Genomic DNA, 17984 nt, shown 5'->3' with positions numbered 1-17984 from the left:
GGGAGGAAAGGAAATCCGTGACCGATACGGACCTCATCACGGCTGACGGCAGTAGCGACGACGTCGCCACGCCCGACACCACCTCTGCACCGAAGTCCGACTCCGCCCCGGAAACGGCAGGCGCAGTGACGACTCCGACCGCAGAGACCGCACCCAAGGGTGCCGCCGCATCCGGCGACCGCGCCACCTCGCTCACCGCGATGGTGCTCCCGGACCTGCGTGCACTGGCCAACCAGCTGGGCGTGAAGGGCTCCTCGGGGATGCGCAAGGGCGAACTGATCGCCGCCATCCGCGAGCACCGCGGCGAGACCAACGGCACCGCCGCTGCCGCGCCGACCACCCAGAAGGCCCCCGAGCAGACCGGTGAGCCCGCCGCGGACGCCGCTGCCGAGCCGGCCGTCGCTGCCACCACCCGCCCGCGTCGCGAACGCCGTGGCGCCTCCCGCCAGACGGGTGCGCCGGTCGCGGAGTCCGACGCCGCCGACACCCGCACCGACGCGCCGACGGCACCCAAGGCCGAGACCGCCCAGGTCGACACGGCCGACGCCGCGCCGGCCACGCAGTCCGAGCCGGCCGAGAAGACCGAGAAGACCGAGAAGACCGACGACAAGCAGCCCGATAAGGCCGACAAGGCCGACGTCAAGGGCGAGTCCACCGACGGCGACGATTCGCGTCGGCGCCAGCAGAACACCAAGGGTGGTCAGGGCGGCCAGGACGATCAGGCCAACGCCGGCGGCGGCAACCGCAATCGCAACCGCAACAACAACGAGGGCGGCAACCGGAACGACGGTGGCGGCAACCGGAACGACGGTGGCGGCAACACCCGCAACAACGACGGTGGTGGCAACCGCAACAACGACGGTGGCGGCAACCGGAACAACGACGGTGGCGGCAACAACCGCAACGATCGCAACGACAACCGCAATGACAACGGCGGCGGTCGCGGCGACAACCGCAATGACAACCGCAACAACAACAACGACGACGACGACGACGATGGCGACGGCCGCGGCGGGCGTCGTGGACGTCGGTTCCGCGACCGCAGGCGCCGTGAGCGCGGCGGCGGCGCCGAGGGCGGCGGCGGCGGTGGCGACACCGAACTGCGCGACGACGACGTCGTACAGCCGGTCGCCGGCATCCTCGACGTGCTCGACAACTACGCGTTCGTGCGGACCTCGGGTTACCTGGCGGGACCGAACGACGTGTACGTCTCGATGAACATGGTCCGCAAGAACGGCCTCCGTCGTGGCGACGCCATCACCGGTGCCGTGCGGGTGCCGCGCGAGGGCGAGAACACGGGGAGCAACAGCAACAGCAACAACCCGCGTCAGAAGTTCAACCCGCTGGTCCGCATCGACACCATCAACGGTGGCCCGGTGGAGGACGCCAGGAACCGGCCGGACTTCACCAAGCTCACCCCGCTGTACCCGAATCAGCGGCTGCGCCTGGAGACGACGCCGGATCGCATGAGCACCCGCGTCATCGACCTGATCATGCCGATCGGCAAGGGCCAGCGCGCCCTGATCGTGTCGCCGCCCAAGGCCGGCAAGACGATGATCCTGCAGGACATCGCCAACGCGATCGCCACCAACAACCCCGAGTGCCACCTCATGGTGGTGCTGGTGGACGAGCGGCCCGAAGAGGTCACCGACATGCAGCGCAGCGTCAAGGGTGAGGTCATCGCCTCCACCTTCGACCGGCCGCCGTCAGACCACACGCAGGCCGCCGAGCTGGCCATCGAGCGCGCGAAGCGCCTGGTGGAGCAGGGTAAGGACGTCGTGGTGCTGCTCGACTCGATCACCCGTCTGGGCCGCGCGTACAACAACGCGTCGCCGGCATCGGGCCGCATCCTGTCCGGTGGTGTCGACTCCACGGCGCTGTACCCGCCGAAGCGCTTCCTCGGCGCGGCCCGCAACATCGAGTTCGGTGGGTCGCTGACGATCATCGCCACCGCGCTGGTGGAGACTGGCTCGACCGGTGACACGGTGATCTTCGAGGAGTTCAAGGGCACCGGCAACGCCGAACTCAAGCTCGACCGCAAGATCGCCGAGCGCCGGGTGTTCCCGGCCGTCGACGTCAACCCGTCGAACACCCGCAAGGACGAGTTGCTGCTCTCCACCGACGAGTTCGGCGTCGTGCACAAGCTGCGCCGGGTGCTGTCGGGGCTCGACTCGCATGCGGCCATCGACCTGCTGATGAGCCAGCTCCGCAAGACGAAGACGAACTACGAGTTCCTGGTGCAGGTCTCCAAGACCACGCCGGGCACTGATCGCGACTGACCGACACGGTTCGCCTCGACGGCCCCGCACGCTCCGGCGTGCGGGGCCGTCGTGCGTCGCGGGGGTGAGAGTCAGCCGGCGGGATCGGCACGCAGGCCGGGCATCACGTACCGGCGGACGTGGGTCAGCACCGCCGCCGGGTCGTCGACCTCGAAGTGGGCGCCGGGGACCGTGGTCAGCGACAGGATCGCCCGGGCGATCCACTCACTGGCCTCGTCGAGGTACACGTCCGGATGGACCTCGCCCGCATCCCGCGCGGTGAGCAGATACCGCTTCCAGAACGCGGCGAGGTCCGGCACGAGTCCGAGGACGCCCGCCCCCGCGCACGCGGCGAACTCCTCGGGTTCGTCGACGCGCAACTTCATCAGGATCGTGCCCGGATCGTCGTAGGCGGTGCGGCCATGGGTGATCCCCGCGGCGATCTGCTGGTCGAGCCCCTCGACCCCGGCGAGCAGCTGATGTGACTTCGACCAGTAGGCGTCGTTGAGGCGCACGATCGCCGCGCCCAGCAGCGTCGCCTTGTCGGGGAAGTGGCGATAGAGCCAGCCGCGCGAGACCCCGGCCACCTCGGCGACCTCGGACACCGTCGTCGCCCGGATGCCCCGCGCGCGCAGACACACCTCGGCCGCGTCGATCAGCCGATCGCGCACGCTGACGGGCCGCGGCGTCGACTCTGCCGACGCGTCGGCCGGGGTGGTGGTCACGGGAGTTTCCTCGTCATTCGTCTGCGGGTCGGTACGACACGGAGGCATTCTGCCAGTGCCAGACGGTACCGCTCGGCGGTCCGGCGATGGTAGACACTTCACGAGATCTGTTCACTACGCAGGACCGAGGTGGTCGAGGATGACGGACACGCTGCAGCAGCTGTTGCGCGAACGTGCCGAGGTGGACGCCACCGCGATCAGGCACGGCGATCGCACGTGGACGTGGCGTGACCACGTCGCCGAGGCATCCGCCCACGCGGCGAGCCTGATCGCCATGGCGGCCGGCGGACGTCCACTGCACGTCGGGACGCTGATGGGCAACACGCCGGACATGCTGACCGCGCTCGCGGCCGCCGCGCTCGGCGGATACGTCCTGTGCGGGGTGAACACGACCAGGCGCGGCGACGCGCTCGCCCGCGACGTCGCCCGCGTCGACTGCCAGATCCTGCTGACCGACGCCGAGCACCGTCACCTGCTCGACGGCGTGGAGCTGCCCGGCGTCACCGTCGTCGACGTGTCCACGCCCGCGTGGGCCGAAACGGTCTCCGCCGCACCGCCACTCACCCCGCACCGCGAGGTCGCCGCCGACGACACGTTCATGATGATCTTCACCTCGGGTACCAGCGGCGAGCCCAAGGCCGTCGAGGTACCCCACGCGATGGTGTTGTTCGCGGGCACCGCGCTCGTCGAGCGATACGGCCTCGGCGCGTCGGACGTCTGCTACCTCGCCATGCCGCTGTTCCACTCGAACGCCGTCTACGCGGGCTGGAGCGTCGCGCTCGGCGCCGGCGCGACGATGGTGCCGGCGATGTTCTCCGCGTCCCGGTTCCTGCCCGACGTGCGGCGGTACGGCGCCACCTACATGAACTACGTCGGCAAGCCGCTCGCGTACATCCTTGCGACGGCCGAACGCCACGACGACGCGGACAACACCCTGCGCATCGCGTTCGGCAACGAGGCGGCCGACCGCGACATCGAGGAGTTCGGGCGCCGATTCGGGTGCACGGTGTGGGACGGCTTCGGCTCCACCGAGACCGCGGTGATCATCACCCGGCCCGACGACTGTCCCACCGGGTCGATCGGCAGGGGCTTCCCCGGCGTCGCGATCTACGACCCGGAGACCGTCCAGGAGTGCGAGATCGCCCGCTTCGATGAGACGGGAGCCCTGATCAACGCCGACGCCGCCACCGGTGAACTCGTCAACACCCAGGGCAGCGGCCTCTTCCGCGGCTACTACAACGATCCCGGCGCCACCGACCAGCGGATGCGCCACGGCATGTACTGGTCGGGGGACCTCGCCTACCGCGACGCCGACGGCTGGATCTACCTGGCCGGGCGCACCGCGGACTGGATGCGGGTCGACGGCGAGAACCTCACCACCGCGCCGATCGAGCGGATCCTGCTGCGACTGCCGGTCATCAGCCGGGTGGCGGTGTACCCGGTACCGGACGAGTTCGTCGGCGACCAGGTGATGGCCGCGATCGTGCTGCGCGACGACGCGCATCTCGACGCCGACGAGTTCGCCGACTTCCTCGCCGCGCAGCGGGACCTGTCGCCCAAGGCGTGGCCGCGGATGGTCTGGCTGGCCGACGACCTCCCCAGCACCGCGACCAACAAGATCCTCAAGCGCGAACTCATCGCGATGGGCGTGGACCCCGCCGGCCGGACCCTGTGGCGCCGCGACGGCAAGCGCTTCCATCCCGTCGACCAGCGGGCGGTCAGCGGAACGGATCGGTGATCTCGCGCAGTTCGAGCAGGAGGTGACGGAGTCGGTCGTAGCCGGCATCGCCCAGGTGCTCGCGCCATTCGCGTTCCACGGCCGCCACCTCCGCGGCCGCCGCGGCGCAGAGCTCGCGGCCGCGACCGCTCAGGGTCACCAGCCGGGCGCGGGCGTCGGCGGGGTCGGCTGTCCGCTCGACGTACCCGTTGCGCTCGAGTTCGTCGACGAGCGCGCCGGCGGTCTGCTTGGTGATGCCTGCCCGCTCGGCCAGGTCCGTGACGCGGATGCCCTCGGGGTCGAGCCGCTGTGCGAGCTTCGTCTGCGCCGCGGTCAGGTCGCCGAAACCCGACGCGCGGAGGGCGGCGTGCACGCGGGACTCGGCGGCGCGGTGCGCGACGAACATCAACGTGGGCGTGGTCGGGTGGTCCATCGACGTCGACTCTAGCTTGCGATGGTCAGGATGACTGACTACATTGGTCAGGAGTCCTGACCAATCGAGGGAGTCCCGATGCACGACGACGACGTCTGGCGGCACATCGACGAGCAGCGGGCCGGCCTCGCCGACCTCCTCGACACGCGCACGCCGTCGCAGTGGTCGACACCGTCGCTGTGCGAGGGCTGGACCGTCCGCGACGTCGCGGCGCACCTCACCCACGCCAACGCACCCTGGGGTCAGATGGCCTGGCAGGCGCTCCGGTCCGGCTTCCGGTTCAACGCGATGATGCGTCGCGTCGTCGAACGCGACGTGCGCACCGCCGACGAGATCGTCACCGCGCTGCGCGCAATGGTCGGCGAGCGACGCCGGCCGCCGGGCACCGCCGTCGTCGACCCACTGCTCGACGCCCTCGTCCACGGTCAGGACGTCGCACGGCCGCTGGGGATCTCGCGGCCCATGCCACCCGACGCCGCCGTGGCCGTCGCGCACCGGCTCTGGGGTTCGAGCTTCCCGCTCAATCCGCGCAAGCGCTTCCCGGACATCGCATTCGTCGCGACGGACGCTCCGTTGACCGTCGGTTCCGGCAGCGTCGCATCCGGTCCGGTGGCCGACGTCGTGCTGGTGCTGGCCGGTCGCCGGGCAGGGCTCGGCGGGCTCACCGGAGAGGGCGCCGCCCTGGCCTCCGCCCGGGAATAGCAGCCGCTGCGCACTCGTTTATGACACTGACGGCTGACCTGGCATAATGGGCCGTCGACCTCGGTTCCGGTTCACGTTCGACATCTCCCAGGTCAGGGAGCGGGCGACCCGGCGACCACCCAACGAAGAGGACCTGATTATGAGAACGGGCATTCACCCCGCATACAACGAGACCAACGTGGTCTGCGGCTGCGGAAACACCTTCACGACGCGTAGCACGAAGGACAACGGCCACATCGTGGTCGAGGTCTGCTCCCAGTGCCACCCGTTCTACACGGGCAAGCAGAAGATCCTCGACAGCGGCGGCCGCGTGGCCCGCTTCGAGAAGCGCTACGGGAAGCGCAAGGCCGACGAGAAGGCCGACGCCGACAGCTAGCTACGTCAACGGCGCCCGACTCGACGCATCTCCGCGTCGGGTTCGGGCGCCGTTTTCGTTGATCAGTACCGACGGCTGAACAGAGAGGCCCAGCGTGAGCGACAACGCTCCCAAGATCGAGGCGCTGCTCGACGAGCACGCCGACCTCGAGCGGCAACTCGCCGACCCCGCACTCCATGCCGACGCCACGGCCGCCCGCCGCGTGGGCAAGCGGTTCGCCCAGGTGGCGCCCGTGGTCGCGGCCTACCGCAAGCTCGACGCCGCTCAGGGCGACCTCGAGACCGCGCGCGAACTCGCCGCCGACGACGCGTCGTTCGCCGAGGAGGTGCCCGAACTCGAGGCGCGCGTCCGCGAACTGGACGCCCTGCTCACCGACCTCCTCGCGCCGCGCGACCCGCACGACGCCGACGACGTCGTCCTCGAACTCAAGTCCGGTGAGGGCGGCGAGGAGTCGGCGCTGTTCGCCGCCGACCTCGCACGCATGTACATCCGCTACGCCGAGCGCCACGGGTGGACCGTCACCGTGCTCGACGAGACCACCTCCGACCTAGGTGGCTACAAGGACGCGACGCTCACGATCGCCAGCAAGGGCGACTCCATCGACGGCGTCTGGTCCCGGCTCAAGTTCGAGGGCGGCGTGCACCGCGTGCAACGCGTCCCCGTCACCGAGTCGCAGGGCCGCGTGCACACGTCGGCCGCGGGCGTCCTGGTGTACCCGGAGCCCGAGGACGTCGCCGAGGTCCAGATCGACGAGTCCGACCTCCGCATCGACGTCTACCGCTCGTCGGGCAAGGGCGGGCAGGGCGTCAACACCACCGACTCCGCCGTCCGCATCACCCACCTGCCGACCGGCATCGTCGTGACGTGCCAGAACGAGCGCTCGCAGCTGCAGAACAAGGCGCGCGCCATGGTGGTGCTCGCCGCCCGGCTCCAGGCGCTCGCCGAGGAGCAGGCCAACGAGAGCGCATCGGCGGACCGGGCCAGCCAGATCCGCACCGTCGACCGCAGCGAGCGCATCCGGACCTACAACTATCCCGAGAACCGCCTCGCCGACCACCGCATCAACTTCAAGGCGCACAACCTCGACCAGGTGCTCGACGGCGACATGGACCCCGTCCTGGACGCCCTGGCCGCGGCCGACAAGCAGGCGAGGCTGCAGGAGGCGTGATGCGCGTGCGGCAGGCCGTCGCCGCTGCCGCCGACCGGCTCGCGACCGCGGGGATCGACAGCGCCCGGGTCGACGCCGAACTGCTGGCCGCCCACGTCTCAGGCGTCGACCGGGGACGGCTGTTCATCACCGACCCCGGCGACGACTTCGAGTCGAGGCTGAGCGACCTGGTGGACGCGAGGGTCCGCCGCATCCCGCTGCAGCACATCGTGGGCACGGCGGCATTCGGTCCGGTCACGCTGGCCGTGGGGCCCGGAGTCTTCACCCCCCGCCCCGAGACCGAGGCATTGTTGGAATGGGCGCTCGCACAACGCCTTCCGGCGGCCCCGGTGGTCGTGGACCTGTGCACGGGATCCGGCGCGTTGGCCGTCGCGCTGGCGCGTGCCCTCCCCGCGGCCACCGTCGTCGCCGTCGAGGATTCACCCGCCGCGCTCGAGTACGCGCGCCGCAACGTCGCGGGAGTCCAGGTGGACCTGCGGGCCGCCGACGTCACTGCCGACGGGCTGCTCGCCGAGTTCGACGGCGCCGTCGACCTCCTGGTGGCCAACCCGCCGTACATCCCCGACGGTGCCCACCTCGATCCCGAAGTGGCCGACCACGACCCGGCGCGGGCACTCTTCGGCGGTCCCGACGGGATGGCGGTGATCCGGCCGATCGTCACCCATGCGGTCCGGCTGCTGCGCCGGGGGAGTGGGCTCATCGGCATCGAACACGACGACACCACCGCCGCCGCGACCGTCGCGACGTTCGAGCGGACGGGCGCGTTCGGCGCCGTCACCCCGCGACGGGACCTGACCGGCAGGCCGCGCTTCGTCACCGCCGTCCGGGCGGAGTGAGAAACTGCTTCACATGACACTCGACGACCACGCGCGCGAGGCGACATGACCGAATCGTTCGACTGCGCCGACCCCGGGCAACGCGCGACCGGCATCGCCTCGGCGGTCAACGCCCTCAAGGGCGGGCGCCTCGTGGTCATGCCGACCGACACCGTCTACGGCATCGGCGCGGACGCGTTCGACGGCACCGCCGTGTCGTCACTGCTGGCCGCGAAGGGCCGCGGCCGCGACATGCCGGTCCCGGTCCTCGTCGGGTCCTGGCACACCGTCGACGGTCTCGTCTACTCGGTGCCGGCAAGTGCGCGCGAACTGATCCGCGCCTTCTGGCCGGGCGCGCTGAGCCTCGTCGTCCGCCAGGCGCCGTCGCTGCAGTGGGACCTCGGCGACGCGAACGGCACCGTGATGCTGCGGATGCCGCTGCACCCCGTCGCCATCGAGTTGCTGCGCGAGGTCGGGCCGCTCGCGGTGTCCAGCGCCAACGTGTCCGGCCAGCCCGCCGCCGTCACCGCCGCCGAGGCCCGGGCCCAGCTCGGCGACCTCGTCGAGGTGTACCTCGAGGCCGGCCCGTCCGCGCGGCAGGCGGCGTCCACGATCGTCGACCTGACCGGTGCGCAGCCACGCGTGCTGCGGCAGGGACCCATCACCGCCGCGGCGATCGCCGACGTGCTCGGCGTCGACGCGGAATCGCTGGTCGCCGACGAGGACTGACGCGACGACGTTCGTGCTCTCAGCCGGGTCAAGTACGGTTCACCGGGTGGAGGGCCTGCTCGCGTTGTCCGACCGCGGCGCCGGCGTGCCGCTGCGGGAACTGGCGCTCGTCGGGCTCACCGCGGCCATCATCACCTACTTCGCGACGGGCTGGGTGCGCGCACTCGCCACCCGCTGGGGAGCGGTCGCCTACCCGCGGGAACGCGACGTCCACGTGCAGCCGACACCCCGCATGGGCGGGCTCGCGATGTACATCGGCGTCGTCGCCGCCGTGCTGCTGGCCTCCCAGCTGCCGGCGCTGACGCGAGGGTTCGTCTACTCCTCGGGCATGCCGGCCGTCGTGGTCGCAGGCGGCCTCATCATGGCCATCGGATTGATCGACGACCGGTGGGGCCTGGACGCGCTCACCAAGTTCGCTGGCCAGATCACCGCCGCCAGCGTGCTCGTCACGATGGGCGTCGCGTGGAGCGTGCTGTACATCCCGATCGGCGGCGTGGGCACCATCGTGCTCGACCAGGTAACGTCGATCCTGCTCACGCTCGCGCTCACCGTGTCGATCGTCAACGCGATGAACTTCGTCGACGGGCTGGACGGCCTGGCCGCCGGCCTGGGCTTCATCACCGCGGCGGCCATCTGCATCTTCTCGGTGGGACTGCTGCGCGACCACGGCGGCGACGTGCTGTTCTACCCGCCCGCCGTCATCTCGGTGGTGCTCGCCGGTGCGTGTCTGGGGTTCCTGCCGCACAACTTCCACCGCGCCCGGATCTTCATGGGCGATTCCGGATCGATGCTCATCGGGCTCATGCTCGCCGCGGCCTCCACGACCGCGGCCGGACCGATCTCGCAGAACGCGTACGGCGCGCGTGACGTCTTCGCGCTGCTGTCCCCGTTCCTGCTCGTCGTCGCCGTCATGTTCGTGCCCGCCCTCGACATGTTGCTGGCGATCGTCCGGCGCACGCGTGCGGGTCGCAGCCCCTTCAGCCCCGACAAGATGCACCTGCATCACCGGCTGCTGCAGATCGGACACTCCCACCGGCGGGTGGTCCTGCTCATCTACCTATGGGTCGGCATCGTCGCGCTGGGCGCCGCGAGCACCATCTTCTTCGACCCCAGATACACCGGCGCCGTCATGCTCGGAGCGATCGTCGTCGCGATCGTCGTGACCCTCATCCCGCTGCTGAACCGCCGCAACGAGGCTCCCAGCGACTTCGCAGACTAGGTCCGCGAATCCATGGCCGACGGGCTATACGACGTTTCGTAGTAGGCGCGTGATTTGGCTCTCTACCTTGTGGTACGTTACTCGCAGAACCCGAAAAACCTCGCGGGTTGCCGGCCCGGCCCATCGGTCAGGAAACACCGATCGGCGCCGACTTACGACCGACAAAGGGAGCTACCCCTTGGGTGATTCCAGTGCGCCGCCTGCCCTCCGATACGCTCGTCGGGCACGGCACCGGAGCATCGGCATTCAAAGGGGAATGGTCTCTCGTGGAAGCGGGATTGGGATGACGCAATGACGACGCCAGCGCAGGACGCGCCGTTGGTGTTCCCGGCAGTGGCCTTCCGGCCCGTCCGCCTCCTCATCGTCTGCGCCGCACTCACCGCCCTCGCCGTCGCGGCCTCGGCATTCGTCGGCAACGTGCTCTTCGGCGCGTTCTTCGGCGTCGGCCTGCTGCTCGGTTTGCTCAACGCCCTCATGGTGCGCAAGGCCGTCGAGGCCATCACCGCCGAGGACCACCCGCTCAAGAAGAAGATGGCCGTCAACTCGGCAACCCGCCTGTTGGCCATCACGGCGATCGCACTCACCATCGCGATCGTCTTCAGGACACACGGCGGCATCGCAGTGCTCTTCGGCCTCGCGATCTTCCAGGCACTGCTGGTGATCAGCACAAGCATCCCGGTGCTCAGGAAGATCCGCGGCGAGGGCCTGCACGTGGAAGACCATGACGTAGCCGCCACGGAATCGAAGGACTGATGACTGACACGATGAACCAGATCGTTCTCGCCGCCGAAGAGGGCGGCCCCGCCATCGAGGTCGGCCACCACATCCTGGTGTTCCAGCTGTTCGGCATGACGTTCAACGGCGACACCATCATCGCCACGGCCATCACCGCGCTCATCGTGATCGCGCTGGCGTTCTTCCTGAAGTCGAAGGTGACCTCGACGGGCGTTCCCGGTGGCGTGCAGCTGTTCTGGGAGGCGCTGACGATTCAGATGCGCCAGCAGATCGAGGGCTCGATCGGCATGAAGGTGGCGCCGTTCGTCCTCCCGCTCGCGGTGACCATCTTCGTCTTCATCCTGGTCTCGAACTGGCTGGCGGTCTTCCCGCTGCAGTACGGCGGACCCAACGGCGCGGCGGCGGAGCTGTACAAGGCACCCGCCTCCGACATCAACTTCGTGCTCGCGCTCGCCCTGTTCGTCTTCATCTGCTACCACGCAGCGGGCGTCTGGCGTCGCGGCATCATCGGACACCCGATCAAGGTCGTCAAGGGACACGTCGCGTTCCTGGCGCCGATCAACATCGTCGAGGAACTCGCCAAGCCGATCTCGTTGGCACTGCGACTCTTCGGCAACATCTTCGCCGGTGGCATCCTCGTGGCGCTCATCGCGATGTTCCCCTGGTACATCCAATGGCTGCCGAACGCGGTCTGGAAGACCTTCGACCTGTTCGTCGGCCTGATCCAGGCCTTCATCTTCTCGCTGCTGACGATCCTGTACTTCAGCCAGTCGATGGAACTCGATCACGACGAGCACTGACCACCCCTACCGAACCACGCACGATACGACCCGAACTCTGGTGGCACGGCCACCAGCTATCAAGGAGGAATAAGGAATGGATCCCAACGCCATCATCACGGCTGGCGCGCTGATCGGTGGCGGCCTGATCATGGGTGGCGGTGCCATCGGCGCCGGTATCGGTGACGGCATCGCCGGTAACGCGTTGATCTCCGGCATCGCCCGGCAGCCCGAGGCCCAGGGCCGGCTGTTCACGCCGTTCTTCATCACCGTCGGTCTGGTCGAGGCCGCCTACTTCATCAACCTGGCGTTCATGGCGCTGTTCGTCTTCGCCACGCCGGGTCTGCAGTAACTCGTCGGCATGGGTGAACTGACCGCAACAATTCTCGCCGCGGAAGAGGGCGAGGGGACCAGTAACTTCCTGCTCCCCAACGGCACCTTCTTCGCCGTGCTGCTGATCTTCCTGATCGTGCTCGGCGTGATCACGAAGTGGGTCGTGCCGCCGGTCAGCAAGGTTCTCGCCGAACGCGAGGCCATGCTGGCCAAGACCGCAGCGGACAACCGCAAGTCGGCGGAGCAGGTCGCAGCCGCGCAGGCGGACTACGACAAGGCGATGTCCGGCGCGCGTGGCGAGGCCTCGGCGATCCGCGACGAGGCCCGCAACCAGGGCCGGCAGGTGGTCGAGGAGAAGCGTGCCGAGGCCAGCAGTGAGGTCGCGGACACGGTGCGGTCTGCCGACGAGCAGTTGTCCCAACAGGGTTCGGCCGCACAGTCCGAACTCCAGTCGTCCGTCGACGGGCTGTCCGAAAGGCTGGCCAGCCGGATCCTCGGTGTCGAACTGAACTCAGGCGGGAGTCGCTAGGTGTCGATCTTCATCGGGCAGCTGATCGGCTTCGCGGTCATTGCCTTCATCATCTTCAAGTTCATCGTCCCGCCCGTGCGCAACCTGATGCACAAGCAGCAGGAAGCGGTTCGCGCAGCGCTGGCGGAGAGCGACGAGGCCGGCCGCAAGCTGGCCGACGCCGACGCGATGCACCAGAAGGCGCTGCAGAACGCGAAGGCCGAGTCGGAGAAGGTGACCGACGAGGCCAAGCACGACTCCGAGCGGATCGTCGAGCAGCTCAAGGAGCAGGCGGGCGCCGAGGCCGAGCGCATCAAGGTGCAGGGCGCACAGCAGATCCAGCTGATGCGGCAGCAGCTGATTCGTCAGCTGCGGGCGGGTCTCGGTGACGACGCCGTGCAGAAGGCAGCCGAGTTGGTGCGTTCGCATGTCTCGGATTCGGGAGCCCAGGCGGCCACGGTCGACCGCTTCCTCGACGAACTCGACCAGATGGCGCCGTCCGAGATCTCGATCGAGACCGGTGCCACGGCACGACTGCGTGCCGCGAGCCGCGACGCCCTGGAGGCCCTCACCGCCGAGTTCGACACGGCGGCAGGCAACCTGGACGCCGACGGCCTCACGACGCTGGCGGACGAACTCGTGTCGATCGCCCGTCTGCTGCTGTCGGAGCCCACGCTCAACAAGCACTTCGCCGGGCCCTCCGACGACGACACCGCCAAGGTGGCGCTCGCCGATCGGCTCTTCACCGGCAAGGTGGGCGACCCGACGCTGACCCTGCTGCGCACCGCGGTGTCGCAGCGCTGGTCCGCGGTGAGCGACCTGGTCGACGGCATCGAGCACACCGCTCGGTTGGCACTGCTCAAGCGTGCCGAGACGGCCGGCGAGGTGGACGAGGTCGAGGATCAGCTCTTCCGGTTCGGCCGGATGCTCGACTCCGAGCCGCGTCTGACCAGCCTGCTGAGCGACGACACCGCTCCCGTCGACGATCGAATCCAATTGCTGGACAAGGTCGTGACCGGCGGAACCGACGTCAACGGCACGGCTGCGGCGCTGCTCAAGCAGACCGTCGGCCTGCTGCGCGGCGAACGTGCCGACGAGGCGGTCGTGGACCTCGCCGAACTGGCGGTCGCCCGACGTGGCGAGATCGTCGCGCACGTGACCGCTGCCGCCGATCTGTCGGATGCCCAGCGCACCCGGCTCACCGAGGTGCTCACCCGTATCTACGGGCACCCCGTCGCCGTCCAACTCACCGTCGACCCCGAGGTCCTGGGTGGCCTGACGATCGCCGTCGGCGACGAGGTCATCGACGGCTCCATCGCATCCCGGCTGTCGGCCGCACAGACGCAGCTACCGGACTGACGAGCGCTTGCGCGACGACCCGATGGCACTGACTCAGACGCTTCATCAAAGACAAAGGTAGGAAGACGAGAACATGGCAGAGTTGACAATCTCCGCTTCTGACATCGAAGGCGCCATCGAGGACTACGTGTCCTCGTTCAGCGCCGACACGGAGCGCGAGGAGATCGGCACCGTGATCGACGCCGGTGACGGCATCGCGCACGTCGAGGGCCTGCCCTCGGTCATGACCCAGGAACTCCTCGAGTTCCCCGGTGGTGTCCTCGGTGTGGCACTGAACCTCGACGAGCACAGCGTCGGCGCGGTGATCCTGGGCGACTTCGAGAAGATCGAGCAGGGCCAGCAGGTCAAGCGCACCGGCGAGGTCCTGTCGGTCCCCGTCGGCGACGGCTTCCTGGGCCGCGTCGTGAACCCGCTGGGCCAGCCGATCGACGGTCAGGGCGACATCCAGACCGACAAGCGTCGCGCCCTCGAGTTGCAGGCCCCCTCGGTGGTCCAGCGTCAGGGCGTCGAGCAGCCGCTGCAGACCGGCATCAAGGCCATCGACTCGCAGACGCCGATTGGCCGCGGACAGCGCCAGCTGATCATCGGCGACCGCAAGACCGGCAAGACCGCGGTCTGCGTCGACACGATCCTCAACCAGCGGCAGAACTGGGAGACCGGCGATCCGGAGCAGCAGGTCCGCTGCGTCTACGTCGCGATCGGCCAGAAGGGCACCACGATCGCCAGCGTCAAGCGCGCCCTCGAAGAGGGCGGCGCGATGGAGTACACCACCATCGTGGCGTCGCCGGCATCCGACCCCGCCGGCTTCAAGTGGCTTGCGCCCTACACCGGTTCGGCCATCGGCCAGGAGTGGATGTACGACGGCAAGCACGTCCTCATCGTCTTCGACGACCTCTCCAAGCAGGCCGACGCGTACCGCGCCATCTCGCTGCTGCTGCGTCGCCCGCCGGGTCGCGAGGCCTTCCCCGGTGACGTGTTCTACCTGCACTCCCGTCTGCTGGAGCGGTGCGCGAAGCTGTCCGACGAACTCGGTGGTGGATCGATGACCGGCCTGCCGGTGATCGAGACCAAGGCCAACGACATCTCGGCGTTCATCCCCACCAACGTCATCTCGATCACCGACGGCCAGTGCTTCCTGGAGTCCGACCTGTTCAACCAGGGCGTGCGTCCGGCCATCAACGTCGGCGTCTCGGTGTCCCGCGTCGGTGGTGCCGCTCAGATCAAGGCGATGAAGGAGGTCGCGGGCTCACTGCGCCTCGACCTGTCGCAGTACCGCGAGCTGGAGGCGTTCGCCGCCTTCGCATCCGACCTGGACCCCACGTCCAAGGCGCAGCTCGAGCGCGGTGCCCGCCTGGTGGAGCTGCTCAAGCAGCCGCAGTACAGCCCCCTGTCGGTCGAGGAGCAGGTCGTCGCGATCTTCCTCGGCACCAAGGGCCACCTGGACTCGGTACCGGTGGAGGACGTGCAGCGCTTCGAGACCGAGTTCCTCGAGCACGTGCGTGCCTCGCACGAGGACGCGCTCACCCAGATCCGCGAATCCAAGAAGTTCCCCGAGGACGCCCAGGAGTCCATGGAGGGAATCGTCAACGAGTTCAAGAAGGGCTTCTCGGCCACTGACGGCAGCTCGGTCGTCGTCAACGAGTCCGAGACCGAAGCCATGGACCCGGATGACGTCGAGAAGGAATCGGTCAAGGTTCGCAAGCCGGCTCCGAAGAAGAACTAGGTAACCGATGGCAGCCACACTGCGAGAGTTACGCGGGCGCATCCGTTCCGCCGGGTCGATCAAGAAGATCACCAAGGCCCAGGAACTGATCGCGACGTCGCGAATCGCCAAGGCGCAGGCCCGAGTCGAAGCGGCTCGGCCCTACGCCGGCGAGATCACCAACATGCTCACCGAGCTTGCGGGCGCCAGCGCGCTGGACCACCCGCTGCTCGTCGAGCGTGAGTCGCCCAAGCGCGCAGGGGTCTTGGTGGTGTCGTCGGACCGCGGTCTGTGCGGCGCCTACAACGCCAACGTGCTGCGTCGCTCCGAGGAACTGTTCTCGCTGCTGCGCGACGAGGGCAAGGAGCCGGTGGTCTACACCGTCGGCCGAAAGGCGCTCGGCTACTACAACTTCCGTGGCCGGGACATCGTGGAGTCGTGGAGCGGCTTCTCGGAGCGTCCCACCTACGAGCAGGCCAGGGAGATCGCGGAGGTGCTCGTCTCGGCGTTCATGTCCGGTCAGGACGACGACGGCGACGACGCGGGCGATGACGGCATCCTCGGCGTCGACGAGTTGCACATCGTGTTCTCGGAGTTCAAGTCGATGCTGTCGCAGTCGGCGGAAGCCCGCCGGATCGCACCGATGGTCGTCGAGTACGTCGAGGACGCACCGGACGAGGGCCCGCAGACGCTGTTCTCGTTCGAGCCCAACGCGGAATCCCTGTTCGACGCGCTGCTGCCGCGGTACGTCGCCACCCGCGTCTACTCGGCGCTGCTCGAGGCCGCAGCGTCCGAATCTGCTTCGCGCCGCAGGGCGATGAAGTCGGCCAGCGACAACGCCGACGACCTGATCAAGGCACTCACGTTGGAAGCCAACCGCGAGCGCCAGGCCCAGATCACCCAGGAAATCAGCGAGATCGTCGGCGGCGCCAACGCGCTCGCCGACGCCAAGTAAGCCCCCGAGGAAGCGAAGAAGAGACATGACTGCCACCGCAGAGAGTTCCAAGACCGCAGGGCGCGTGGTCCGCATCACGGGCCCGGTCGTCGACGTCGAGTTCCCGCGCGGCTCCGTGCCGGAGCTGTTCAACGCGTTGCACGCCGAGATCACCTACGAGGAGATGGCGAAGACGCTGACCCTCGAGGTCGCGCAGCACCTCGGCGACAACCTGGTCCGCACCATCTCGATGCAGCCGACCGACGGTCTGGTCCGTGGCGTCGACGTCGTCGACACCGGTGCCTCGATCTCCGTGCCCGTGGGCGACGGCGTCAAGGGCCACGTGTTCAACGCCCTCGGCAACTGCCTCGACGAGCCCGGCTACGGCGAGGACTTCGACCACTGGTCGATCCACCGCAAGCCCCCGTCATTCGACTCGCTCGAGCCGCGTACCGAAATGCTCGAGACCGGTCTGAAGGTCGTCGACCTCCTCACCCCGTACGTCCGTGGCGGCAAGATCGCGCTGTTCGGCGGCGCGGGCGTGGGCAAGACGGTGCTCATCCAGGAGATGATCAACCGCATCGCCCGCAACTTCGGCGGCACCTCGGTGTTCGCCGGCGTGGGGGAGCGCACCCGTGAGGGCAACGACCTCTGGGTCGAACTCGCGGATGCCAACGTGCTCAAGGACACCGCGCTCGTGTTCGGTCAGATGGACGAGCCGCCGGGCACGCGTATGCGCGTCGCCCTGTCGGCGCTGACCATGGCGGAGTACTTCCGCGACGAGCAGGGCCAGGACGTGCTGCTGTTCATCGACAACATCTTCCGGTTCACCCAGGCCGGTTCCGAGGTGTCGACGCTGCTCGGCCGCATGCCCTCCGCGGTGGGCTACCAGCCGACGCTGGCCGACGAGATGGGCGAGCTCCAGGAGCGCATCACCTCGACGCGCGGTCACTCGATCACCTCGATGCAGGCCGTGTACGTGCCCGCCGACGACTACACCGACCCGGCGCCGGCGACCACGTTCGCGCACCTCGACGCCACGACGGAACTCTCGCGTGCGGTGTTCTCGAAGGGCATCTTCCCGGCGGTGGACCCGCTGGCGTCGAGTTCGACGATCCTGCACCCCAGCATCGTGGGCGACGATCACTACCGCGTGGCGCAGGAGGTCATCCGTGTCCTCCAGCGCTACAAGGACCTTCAGGACATCATCGCCATCCTCGGTGTCGACGAGCTGTCGGAAGAGGACAAGCAGCTGGTGTACCGCGCCCGCCGCATCGAGCGCTTCCTGAGCCAGAACATGATGGCGGCCGAGCAGTTCACCGGTCAGCCGGGTTCGACGGTTCCGCTGAAGGAGACCATCGAGGCGTTCGACAAGCTCACCAAGGGCGAGTTCGATCACCTGCCCGAGCAGGCGTTCTTCCTCATCGGTGGTCTGGACGATCTGGCGAAGAAGGCCGAGAGCCTCGGCGCCAAGCTCTGATGAGCGCTCCAA

General features: G+C 68.6%; 18 protein-coding genes. 16 read left to right on the top strand and 2 right to left on the bottom strand.

Annotated elements, in window-relative coordinates:
* Positions 1 to 17 precede the first annotated feature (17 nt).
* Entirely contained in the window at positions 18 to 2279 is a 2262-nt protein-coding gene (gene rho, locus AC1MEY_RS14460; protein WP_480226199.1) for a transcription termination factor Rho, read from the top strand.
* 71 nt (positions 2280 to 2350) lie between these two features.
* On the opposite strand, the gene AC1MEY_RS14455 is transcribed toward rho, so the two are convergent.
* On the bottom strand, positions 2351 to 2983 hold the full coding sequence (locus AC1MEY_RS14455; RefSeq protein WP_480226198.1) for a TetR/AcrR family transcriptional regulator: 633 nt from the start codon (positions 2981 to 2983) through the stop codon (positions 2351 to 2353).
* A gap of 139 nt (positions 2984 to 3122) precedes the next feature.
* Between AC1MEY_RS14455 and fadD1 the strand changes: the two genes are divergently transcribed.
* Entirely contained in the window at positions 3123 to 4721 is a 1599-nt protein-coding gene (gene fadD1, locus AC1MEY_RS14450) for a fatty-acid--CoA ligase FadD1 (protein WP_480226197.1), read from the top strand.
* Here the strand turns inward: fadD1 and AC1MEY_RS14445 are convergent.
* The gene (locus AC1MEY_RS14445; RefSeq protein ID WP_480226196.1) at positions 4702 to 5133 is read right to left on the bottom strand and encodes a MarR family winged helix-turn-helix transcriptional regulator; all 432 of its coding nucleotides are present in this window, start codon (positions 5131 to 5133) and stop codon (positions 4702 to 4704) included. The two genes, fadD1 and AC1MEY_RS14445, sit on opposite strands and share 20 nt — an antisense overlap.
* Before the next feature lie 78 nt (positions 5134 to 5211).
* Here AC1MEY_RS14445 and AC1MEY_RS14440 point away from each other — a divergent pair, with 78 nt between their 5' ends.
* The 14 genes from AC1MEY_RS14440 to atpD all read left to right on the top strand — a co-directional run bounded on the left by AC1MEY_RS14440 (position 5212) and on the right by atpD (position 17972).
* Positions 5212 to 5835, top strand: a complete 624-nt coding sequence (locus AC1MEY_RS14440) for a maleylpyruvate isomerase family mycothiol-dependent enzyme (protein ID WP_480226195.1) — start codon at positions 5212 to 5214, stop codon at positions 5833 to 5835.
* A gap of 139 nt (positions 5836 to 5974) precedes the next feature.
* The gene (gene rpmE / locus AC1MEY_RS14435) at positions 5975 to 6211 is read left to right on the top strand and encodes a 50S ribosomal protein L31 (protein WP_480226194.1); all 237 of its coding nucleotides are present in this window, start codon (positions 5975 to 5977) and stop codon (positions 6209 to 6211) included.
* 94 nt (positions 6212 to 6305) lie between these two features.
* Positions 6306 to 7379 (top strand): peptide chain release factor 1, encoded by a 1074-nt coding sequence (gene prfA, locus AC1MEY_RS14430; protein WP_480226193.1) that lies wholly within the window; start codon positions 6306 to 6308, stop codon positions 7377 to 7379.
* Positions 7376 to 8215: a peptide chain release factor N(5)-glutamine methyltransferase gene (prmC, locus tag AC1MEY_RS14425; RefSeq protein ID WP_480226192.1), complete on the top strand. Its 840-nt coding sequence runs from the start codon at positions 7376 to 7378 to the stop codon at positions 8213 to 8215. Before prfA ends, prmC begins: the two co-directional genes overlap by 4 nt.
* 45 nt (positions 8216 to 8260) lie before the next feature.
* Positions 8261 to 8923 (top strand): L-threonylcarbamoyladenylate synthase, encoded by a 663-nt coding sequence (locus AC1MEY_RS14420; RefSeq protein WP_480226191.1) that lies wholly within the window; start codon positions 8261 to 8263, stop codon positions 8921 to 8923.
* Positions 8924 to 8936: 13 nt separating this feature from the next.
* On the top strand, positions 8937 to 10142 hold the full coding sequence (locus tag AC1MEY_RS14415; protein WP_480226190.1) for a glycosyltransferase family 4 protein: 1206 nt from the start codon (positions 8937 to 8939) through the stop codon (positions 10140 to 10142).
* A 291-nt stretch (positions 10143 to 10433) separates the two neighbouring features.
* Positions 10434 to 10895 carry an ATP synthase subunit I gene (locus AC1MEY_RS14410; protein ID WP_480226189.1) on the top strand — a complete coding sequence of 154 codons (462 nt, stop codon included), beginning with the start codon at positions 10434 to 10436 and terminating at the stop codon, positions 10893 to 10895.
* 11 nt (positions 10896 to 10906) lie between these two features.
* Positions 10907 to 11677: a F0F1 ATP synthase subunit A gene (atpB, locus tag AC1MEY_RS14405; protein WP_480231488.1), complete on the top strand. Its 771-nt coding sequence runs from the start codon at positions 10907 to 10909 to the stop codon at positions 11675 to 11677.
* Positions 11678 to 11753: 76 nt separating this feature from the next.
* Positions 11754 to 12008, top strand: coding sequence for a F0F1 ATP synthase subunit C (locus AC1MEY_RS14400; protein ID WP_163924093.1), 255 nt, complete (start codon positions 11754 to 11756; stop codon positions 12006 to 12008).
* A gap of 9 nt (positions 12009 to 12017) precedes the next feature.
* Positions 12018 to 12518 carry a F0F1 ATP synthase subunit B gene (locus AC1MEY_RS14395; RefSeq protein ID WP_480226188.1) on the top strand — a complete coding sequence of 167 codons (501 nt, stop codon included), beginning with the start codon at positions 12018 to 12020 and terminating at the stop codon, positions 12516 to 12518.
* Positions 12519 to 13856 carry a F0F1 ATP synthase subunit B/delta gene (locus tag AC1MEY_RS14390; RefSeq protein WP_480226187.1) on the top strand — a complete coding sequence of 446 codons (1338 nt, stop codon included), beginning with the start codon at positions 12519 to 12521 and terminating at the stop codon, positions 13854 to 13856.
* Positions 13857 to 13929: 73 nt separating this feature from the next.
* Positions 13930 to 15579: a F0F1 ATP synthase subunit alpha gene (gene atpA, locus AC1MEY_RS14385; protein ID WP_480231250.1), complete on the top strand. Its 1650-nt coding sequence runs from the start codon at positions 13930 to 13932 to the stop codon at positions 15577 to 15579.
* Between the two features lie 7 nt (positions 15580 to 15586).
* Positions 15587 to 16513, top strand: a complete 927-nt coding sequence (locus AC1MEY_RS14380) for a F0F1 ATP synthase subunit gamma (protein ID WP_480231249.1) — start codon at positions 15587 to 15589, stop codon at positions 16511 to 16513.
* A 25-nt stretch (positions 16514 to 16538) separates the two neighbouring features.
* On the top strand, positions 16539 to 17972 hold the full coding sequence (gene atpD / locus AC1MEY_RS14375) for a F0F1 ATP synthase subunit beta (protein ID WP_480231248.1): 1434 nt from the start codon (positions 16539 to 16541) through the stop codon (positions 17970 to 17972).
* Positions 17973 to 17984 lie beyond the last annotated feature (12 nt).

It is taken from the genome of Mycobacterium sp. PTI7 (genome assembly GCF_056679845.1).
The sequence above is the reverse complement of the archived record's forward strand: the minus strand, read 5'-3'. Positions and strand labels throughout refer to the sequence as shown.